The 7,554-nt window shown below is 38.6% G+C and carries 9 protein-coding genes and 1 pseudogene; 1 reads left to right on the top strand and 9 read right to left on the bottom strand.

Annotation, left to right across the window (positions count from 1 at the left end; genetic code table 11):
- Positions 1-35: 35 nt before the first annotated feature.
- From ACMZ6U_RS08365 to ACMZ6U_RS08330, 8 genes are all read right to left on the bottom strand, one after another.
- Positions 36-299 carry a DUF3165 family protein gene (locus ACMZ6U_RS08365; RefSeq protein ID WP_416107857.1) on the bottom strand — a complete coding sequence of 88 codons (264 nt, stop codon included), beginning with the start codon at positions 297-299 and terminating at the stop codon, positions 36-38.
- A 36-nt stretch (positions 300-335) separates the two neighbouring features.
- Positions 336-2,177: a translational GTPase TypA gene (gene typA / locus ACMZ6U_RS08360; protein WP_416107855.1), complete on the bottom strand. Its 1,842-nt coding sequence runs from the start codon at positions 2,175-2,177 to the stop codon at positions 336-338.
- Positions 2,178-2,340: 163 nt separating this feature from the next.
- Positions 2,341-3,333 (bottom strand): aspartate--ammonia ligase, encoded by a 993-nt coding sequence (gene asnA, locus ACMZ6U_RS08355; protein ID WP_416107853.1) that lies wholly within the window; start codon positions 3,331-3,333, stop codon positions 2,341-2,343.
- 556 nt (positions 3,334-3,889) lie between these two features.
- On the bottom strand, positions 3,890-4,144 hold the full coding sequence (locus tag ACMZ6U_RS08350; protein WP_416107851.1) for a hypothetical protein: 255 nt from the start codon (positions 4,142-4,144) through the stop codon (positions 3,890-3,892).
- Positions 4,141-4,515 carry a rhodanese-like domain-containing protein gene (locus ACMZ6U_RS08345; protein ID WP_416107849.1) on the bottom strand — a complete coding sequence of 125 codons (375 nt, stop codon included), beginning with the start codon at positions 4,513-4,515 and terminating at the stop codon, positions 4,141-4,143. The genes ACMZ6U_RS08350 and ACMZ6U_RS08345 overlap by 4 nt, the downstream gene beginning before the upstream one ends.
- A 16-nt stretch (positions 4,516-4,531) precedes the next feature.
- Positions 4,532-5,497, bottom strand: coding sequence for an ROK family glucokinase (locus ACMZ6U_RS08340; protein WP_416107847.1), 966 nt, complete (start codon positions 5,495-5,497; stop codon positions 4,532-4,534).
- Positions 5,490-5,702, bottom strand: coding sequence for a YqgQ family protein (locus tag ACMZ6U_RS08335; RefSeq protein ID WP_416107845.1), 213 nt, complete (start codon positions 5,700-5,702; stop codon positions 5,490-5,492). The genes ACMZ6U_RS08340 and ACMZ6U_RS08335 overlap by 8 nt, the downstream gene beginning before the upstream one ends.
- Before the next feature lie 244 nt (positions 5,703-5,946).
- Positions 5,947-6,408, bottom strand: a complete 462-nt coding sequence (locus ACMZ6U_RS08330) for a Dps family protein (protein WP_199773961.1) — start codon at positions 6,406-6,408, stop codon at positions 5,947-5,949.
- A gap of 91 nt (positions 6,409-6,499) precedes the next feature.
- Between ACMZ6U_RS08330 and ACMZ6U_RS08325 the strand changes: the two genes are divergently transcribed.
- On the top strand, positions 6,500-7,144 hold the full coding sequence (locus tag ACMZ6U_RS08325) for a prepilin peptidase (protein ID WP_416107842.1): 645 nt from the start codon (positions 6,500-6,502) through the stop codon (positions 7,142-7,144).
- A 194-nt stretch (positions 7,145-7,338) separates the two neighbouring features.
- Here ACMZ6U_RS08325 and ACMZ6U_RS08320 read toward each other — a convergent pair.
- Positions 7,339-7,554 (bottom strand): annotated as a pseudogene (locus ACMZ6U_RS08320) (IS982 family transposase); the annotation flags it as partial.

The following is a 7,554-nucleotide window of genomic DNA, read 5'->3' as shown; positions in this document are numbered from 1 at the left end:
AGAAAAATCACCTAACAAGTGTCAGGTGATTTCTCTTATTTATCTTTTTTGAAAGGTAGATCTTTTGAAGATAACTTTAAAACATCTTTCAAGGCTAAAAAACCTAGAACTAGCATAATAGCAATGATGTATACCTCTCCTGGAGACTGAAGCAGTTTCATAAAACTCATCCCTGCAAGGATTAGCAAAATTGCTATAACCACCATTATTCCAATTGAATTTATAGTACTACGAATAGATTTTGGAGCCATAAAGAAATAGTAAAGAACGATGCCAAATAATACTAATAAATAAAACATGTCTCTCCTTACTATTTACCTTTCAATCACTGATATTTATTCAGCTGATTTTTTCTTTTTGTTAGCTTTATCACGCGCAGCCTTGTTCAAGATTTGCTTACGCAAACGAATAGATTCTGGCGTTACTTCCATATATTCATCATAATCCAAGAATTCAATAGATTCTTCAAGTGTCAAAATACGTGGTGTTTTAATAACTGATGTTTGATCTTTGGTTGCTGAACGAACGTTTGTCATTTGTTTAGCGGTTGTGATGTTAACACCAAGGTCATTTTCACGAGCATTTTCACCGATGATCATACCTTCATAAACTTCAGTCCCTGGGTTTACAAAGATTGTTCCACGTTCTTCAATACGCATGATTGAGTATGTTGTTGCTTTACCATTGTCAATCGAAACAAGGGCACCACGGTGACGTCCACCAATTTCACCTGGAACAAGTGGTAGGTATTGGTCAAAGGTATGGTTCATGATACCGTAACCACGTGTCATTGAAAGGAATTCTGTTGAGAATCCAATCAAACCACGAGCTGGAATCAAGAAGATTAAACGTGTTTGACCATTACCAACCATGGTCATATCAAGCATATCACCTTTACGTTCTGAAAGGGCTTGGATAATAGCACCTTGGTATTCTTCAGGTGTGTCGATTTGAACACGTTCAAATGGTTCACATTGAACGCCATCAACTTCTTTGATGATAACTTCAGGTTTAGATACTTGAAGCTCATAACCTTCACGACGCATGGTTTCGATAAGGATTGACAAGTGGAGCTCACCACGGCCTGAAACGACCCATTTATCTGGTGAATCCGTTGCTTCCACACGAAGTGAAACGTCAGTTTGAAGCTCAGCAAGAAGACGCTCTTCAACTTTACGAGATGTCACGTGTTTACCTTCACGACCTGCAAATGGTGAGTTATTAGCTAAGAAAGTCATTTGAAGGGTTGGTTCATCAATACGTAGAATTGGGAGTGGTTCAATAGTATCTTGAGGAGTTACTGTTTCTCCAACGAAGATATCTTCCATACCTGAAACGGCAATCAAATCACCAGCTTTAGCTTCTTGGATTTCACGGCGCTCAAGACCGAAGAAGCCAAAGAGTTTTGTCACGCGGAAGTTTTTCGTTGAACCATCAAGTTTTGAAAGGGTAACTTGGTCACCAACTTTAACAGCTCCACGGAAGACACGTCCAATACCGATACGACCGACAAAGTCGTTGTAGTCAAGTAGTGATACTTGGAATTGTAACGGTTCATCTGAGTTATCAATTGGAGCTGGAATGTGTTCAATAATGGTATCAAAGATTGGTGCCATCGATGCCTCTTGATCAGCTGGATTATCTGAAAGTGAAGATGTACCATTGATAGCTGAAGCATAAACAACTGGGAAATCTAGTTGATCGTCATCTGCACCAAGTTCAATAAACAGTTCAAGAACTTCGTCAACAACTTCTGCTGGACGAGCTGATGGTTTGTCAATCTTGTTAACAACAACGATCGGCGTCAAGTTTTGCTCAAGTGCTTTTTTCAATACGAAACGTGTTTGAGGCATGGTACCTTCGTAGGCATCCACGACAAGAACAACACCGTCAACCATTTTCATGATACGTTCTACTTCTCCACCAAAGTCCGCGTGTCCTGGTGTGTCCATGATATTAATACGTGTGTCATTGTAGGCAACAGCTGTATTTTTCGCTAAGATAGTAATACCACGCTCTTTTTCAAGATCGTTTGAGTCCATTGCACGCTCTTCAAGCTCCTTACGAGTATCGAGTGTGTGGGATTGCTTCAAAAGCTCATCAACAAGGGTTGTTTTACCGTGGTCAACGTGGGCAATAATGGCAACGTTACGGATATCTGTTCTTAAATTTGTCATGTTTTCCTCTATATAAATATGTTTTATTAACTGTACAAGTATATCACAAAAAAGTTTAAAAAGCTGAACCAAGTCAAGTGTAAATGTTTTCACTTCTATTTATGATAGATTTACCGAAAAAATACCGCAAGTTACAAGAACTTGCAGTATTTTAGTTTTCTGCTTACAAAATATGTTCAAAAGCGTTTCGAACATCGGTGGGCCAGACACTTGATTGGACTTCGCCAATATGCTGTTTCCGTAGCAAGAACATGACTAAGCGAGATTGACCGATACCCCCACCGATCGTCAATGGGAAATCGCCATTGAGTAGAGCCTTATGCCAGTCATACCGAAGACAGTCTTCATCACCTGTGATCGCAACTTGTTTTTGAAGGGCATCCTGGTCAACACGAATTCCCATGGAAGATAGCTCAAAAGCCGCACCAACTTGCTCATTCCATACAAGAATATCACCGTTTAGACCTTTGTAATCTCCCTCAGACCTTGACGTCCAATCATCATAATCTGGTGCACGACCATCGTGAGGTTTACCATCGCTAAGTTCGCCACCGATACCAATCAAGAAGACCGCACCATGCTTTTTAGTAATAGCATTTTCTCGCTCTTTTGGTGTCATGAACGGATAATCCTTGACCAAATCTTCTGAATGGATAAAGGTAATCTTCTTGGGCAGAATGGACTCAATGTCATAACGAGCCTCAACAGCTAACTCCGTTAAACGGATAGCCTTATAAATCTGCTCAACCGTTTCTTTCAAATAAGCGAGATTACGTTGCCCACTTGGAATAACCTTTTCCCAATCCCATTGGTCAACAAATACGGAGTGTGTTGGGTCCAGAGAATCTTCATCTGGACGAAGAGCCTTCATATGAACAAAGAGGCCTTCCCCTTCACCAAAATTGAATCGCGCTAGGGTATGACGTTTCCATTTAGCAAGGGAATGAACAACTTCATATTCATCATCAGGAATCAATTTCACATTAACACGGACCGCATTTTCAATACCGGATAAATTATCCTGCATACCGTCTCCCACACGGCTTAAAATCGGACCTTGAACTTCAACAACATCAAGCTTATCCTTGAGATATTGCGTAAATGTATTTTTAACAAAAGAAATCTCTTCTTGTTGATGAATGAAACTTTTCTGCATACCATTCTCCTTACTTTTTATAATAATGAGAGTATTGTACTACTTTTTACGAGAAAAATCATCAAAATCTTTGATATTTAACGAAAAAGCGAGTGGGAAAGAACTCCTTTAACAAAAAAAGAGTTCGATTTCAGCACTGCATCCATAAAATGAGATACAAGAAAAACACTCCTGTTGAAATCTAGTAAACGAGAAACAAGAGTGTTTGTTATGGTCAAAAAAGCGTATTCGAATAGAAACAAAGTTAGCCTGCATTGAGATGAAAAAGGCTGGGAAATCCAATAAGGTCACCTTGGGTATTAAGAATGATAGTCAAATCTATACTTGGCTGAAATGGTCTATCCCCAGACCGTCTCGCTCCCACCCCACATAGCTCAAAAGATCTGGAAGATCTTTTGAAGTTGCAGATAGAAAAGCACAGCTTTTATCTACTGTTTTAGGTCCTTTTCCGAGCGTAAAATACGAACGAAACAGCCATGCAACAACTGTCTTAGGATGTTAAAGCGAACTTGATATTGAGAAATTGGACTATTTGTAGCTGCTTTTAAAAACTCTTTTAGCGTTGCTCTTGTATCTTATCAGCCAGTTGCTTTGCCGAAAGAAGATCTAAATCAAAATCTTCACGTAACTTTTTAACTAACGCAACACCTGCAACAGAATGATAACGATTAGATAAATCATTCATATTCTCATTTGCTAAAATATCTTGTAATTTTTGTTGTCCGAGTTGAACTCTGCGCTGACTATTTTTGTCCAAAAACAGCAAAATTAAGACAATAATCGATATCAAGAAGATAGTTGACCAAGTCATTTCGTTTTACCATCCCAGCCTTCAAAACCATTTTCTAAAACATAAACACGTTCATAGCCTGCTTTTTTAAGGATATTAGCAACTCGAGAAATTAAGGCTCCACGATTATCATCATAGATGAGAACTGGTTTTTCCTTATTCAAAGCTCCAAGTGACGCTTCAAATTGCTGGAAAGGAAAATTACGGGCTCCTAAAATGTGGCTTTGGTGGAAACGTCCAGGTTCACGAACATCAATCAACTGACCAACCCTCATAAGCTGTTTGAATTCAGCGTTATCAACAAAGGTAGCTGCTTTTTTCAAACGGAAATAATGCCAAGCTGAATAAGCAATAATCACCAAACTAATAACAATTAAAATGATCCAAATCATTTGCTAACAACCTTTCTTAGTGCTCCGTTCTTGCCAAACTGGCAGCACCAATAATACCAGCATCATTTCCTAGCTCTGCCAATTTAATTTGTGTTGATTGACGAACTTGTGGGAAAGTGTATTTTTTAAAATTAGCTTCAACACGACTACGCAAGAATTCACCGGCTGCTGAAACACCACCACCAATAACTACTGAATCAGGGTTCAAGAGATTAGAAATGTTAGCTGTGGCAAGTCCAAGATAGAAACAGACCTTATTCACAACACTATTAGCAAAATTATCGCCGCCTTGAGCAGCTTCAAAGATATCTTTACTTGATAAGCCTTCGCCATTATCAATAGCTGCTTTAATGGATGAATCTCCTTCGTAACTTTCTGCTAAACGGCGAGCTACACGAACAACACCTGTCGCAGAGGCTACCGTTTCAAGACAACCAACTGTCCCGCAGGTACATTCAAATCCAGTGTCAGGTTCAACGACCATGTGTCCAATTTCACCGCCTGCACCAGCTATTCCATGGATAAGATTTCCATCAGCAATAACACCACCGCCGACACCAGTTCCAAGGGTTACAAAAACAACATCTGGATTATTGGCACCTGCACCTACCCAGCGTTCCCCTAGAGCTGCAACGTTAGCATCGTTGTCAATAGCAAATGGAATACCTGTTTCCTTTTCAATAACAGACCCCACTTCTTGTGTTTCTTTCCAGTTAAGGTTGAAGGCACCTGTTACCGTTTTATCGTCACGATTGACAGCGCCAGGTGAACCCATCCCAATTCCAACAAAATCATCACTTGTTAGACCGTACATATCTAAACGGTGCTTAATTGATGCCACTATATCAGGAACAATATGTTTACCACCCTCAAGGATATTGGTTTCAATCGCCCATTTCTCTTGAACCTCTCCGGCTTCTGTTAAAATCCCAAATTTTATTGTTGTTCCGCCAAGATCAATACCTAATAATTTTTTACTCATTGTTCTCTTCCTTTTCTAGTTCTAAACGATGCTCCCGTCTTAAAATTAATTCAGCCCGTAAATATTGCTCACGTTCAATGAGCCCATTATCGTGGAGTCTGGCTAATTCTAATTTCATCAGCTCGATATCAAAAAGACGTTTACCGACATAGACATAAATACCAAATTGTTTAAGCAATTGCTGGACATCATAGAGAGTTTTCATAGAAGAATTTTAGCAAAATTAAGGACCTTTTTCAAGCGTTTTCGCAATCGCTTGCATTTCAATACTTAAAAAAGGCTAGGACAAAAGTCCTTGCCTCTTTAGATTATAGTCAAATAAATTAACTTTCAGACAAGGAGCCGAAACGATTTAGAAAGAAAGCGTTTCAGTTCGAACCTAGTAAGGAACAAGTGAGAAGAAATCGAACTCTTCAAATGACCGATTTTTATCCCACTTTCCTATTAGCTTACAATCCTGACGGACGACCAAGTTCAGCTTGGAGCATCCACAATGTTTTTTGAACAGCATCTTGAGCATCTGAGAAAATACCGTTTGAAGGATCATCCCCTTCCTCATCACTAACACCCAAACCTTCTTGGAAGAGTTCTGAAAGATATGAGTAAACCTCAACTAATTTTTCTAGACGTTCTGTCATTGAGTAGTCATATGAGCCTACTTCTTCTGTTAGTTTAGAATGCTCGTCAAATTCTTTCAAGGTCGAATATGGGGCACCACCAATCGTGATAAGACGCTCGCTAACCACATCAAGCGTTTCATCCAATTCTTCCATTAATTCATCCATTTTAGGATGAAGATAAAAGAATCCTGGACCACGCATGTACCAATGTGTTTGGTGAACAATGGATGCTGCTTTTGAAAGATCTGCGACAGCTTGATTTAGAACTGCTTGTGTTTTGTCATATACCATTTGAGAGGCCTCCTTTATTTTTATAAACATATTTTAGAATCATTCTAAATAAAAGTCAAGAAAAAACTATTTTATTTTCGAATAAATAAGTATGACAATCTTAATCTTTTTTATCGGTGCTACCATCGGATCTTTTATAGGTCTGGTTATTGACCGATTTCCCGAGCAATCAATCATTTCACCTTCTAGTCACTGCTTTTCCTGCCACACTCGTCTTAAATGCTATGATTTAATACCTGTCATTTCACAACTACTCAGCAAAAGTCGGTGTCGTTACTGCCAAGCTAAACTTCCTATACGATACGTTTTCATTGAAGCCTGCTATGGCCTATTAGCTTTATTTTCTTTTTGGCAAATCCTAACTCCTAGTCAAGCTATTCTCTTGGCGACTAGTCTTTGCCTATCGCTGTACGATATCAAATCACATTCCTTTCCTTTCATGATCTGGTTATTTGCTTTTATACTAATGTCACTCTTTTATCACTGGGAAAACATGACGGTAGTACTTCTCTTGATTGGCTTTTTAGCAGAAATCAAAAATATCAGAATGGGCAGTGGAGACTTTCTCTTCCTTGCTTTACTTTCTTTATCTATCAGCTTTCAAGAAATACTATGGCTCATTCAGATCGCCTCAGGTCTAGGTATTTTAGCCCTAACGATAAAAAAAGATAGAGAACTAGCATTTGTTCCCTATCTCAGTTTAGCTTATGTTTTTATTCTAATAATCAGCACTTAGTTTATTTTCGGATGATTATTAGACAAAAATCGTGTCACCAGATAGATTTACTAATCAATGATTTTCAAAAGATATATCTCATCCGAACTTTTAGGTTGAATTAATCTCTCTAAATGATTAAATAAATAAGGGCACCTCTAAAAACTTCAAGTAGTTATTAAGTAAGCCCTATTTGTAAAGCATTACCCGTGGTGCTAGTTGATTTCAAAATATCTCAAATGATAAGCCATTATGATTTGTTCGATTCTCAATTGTAGTCCCCAAATGCTTCTCGTCAACGTGTGCTCAATATCAAATAGCGCACAAAGTTCAGAAAAAGCGAGTTTCGATCGTTCTTCTCATGGCAAGTAACTGCCAATGATTATGTTGTTCTGCACCGACCATGTTTTGACGTAATGGTGTCCATAAGA

The organism is Streptococcus pluranimalium (genome assembly GCF_047785745.1).
Lineage (GTDB): Bacteria > Bacillota > Bacilli > Lactobacillales > Streptococcaceae > Streptococcus > Streptococcus pluranimalium_B.
Note: the sequence above shows the minus strand (reverse complement) of the source record. Positions and strands in the feature narration are given on the sequence as shown.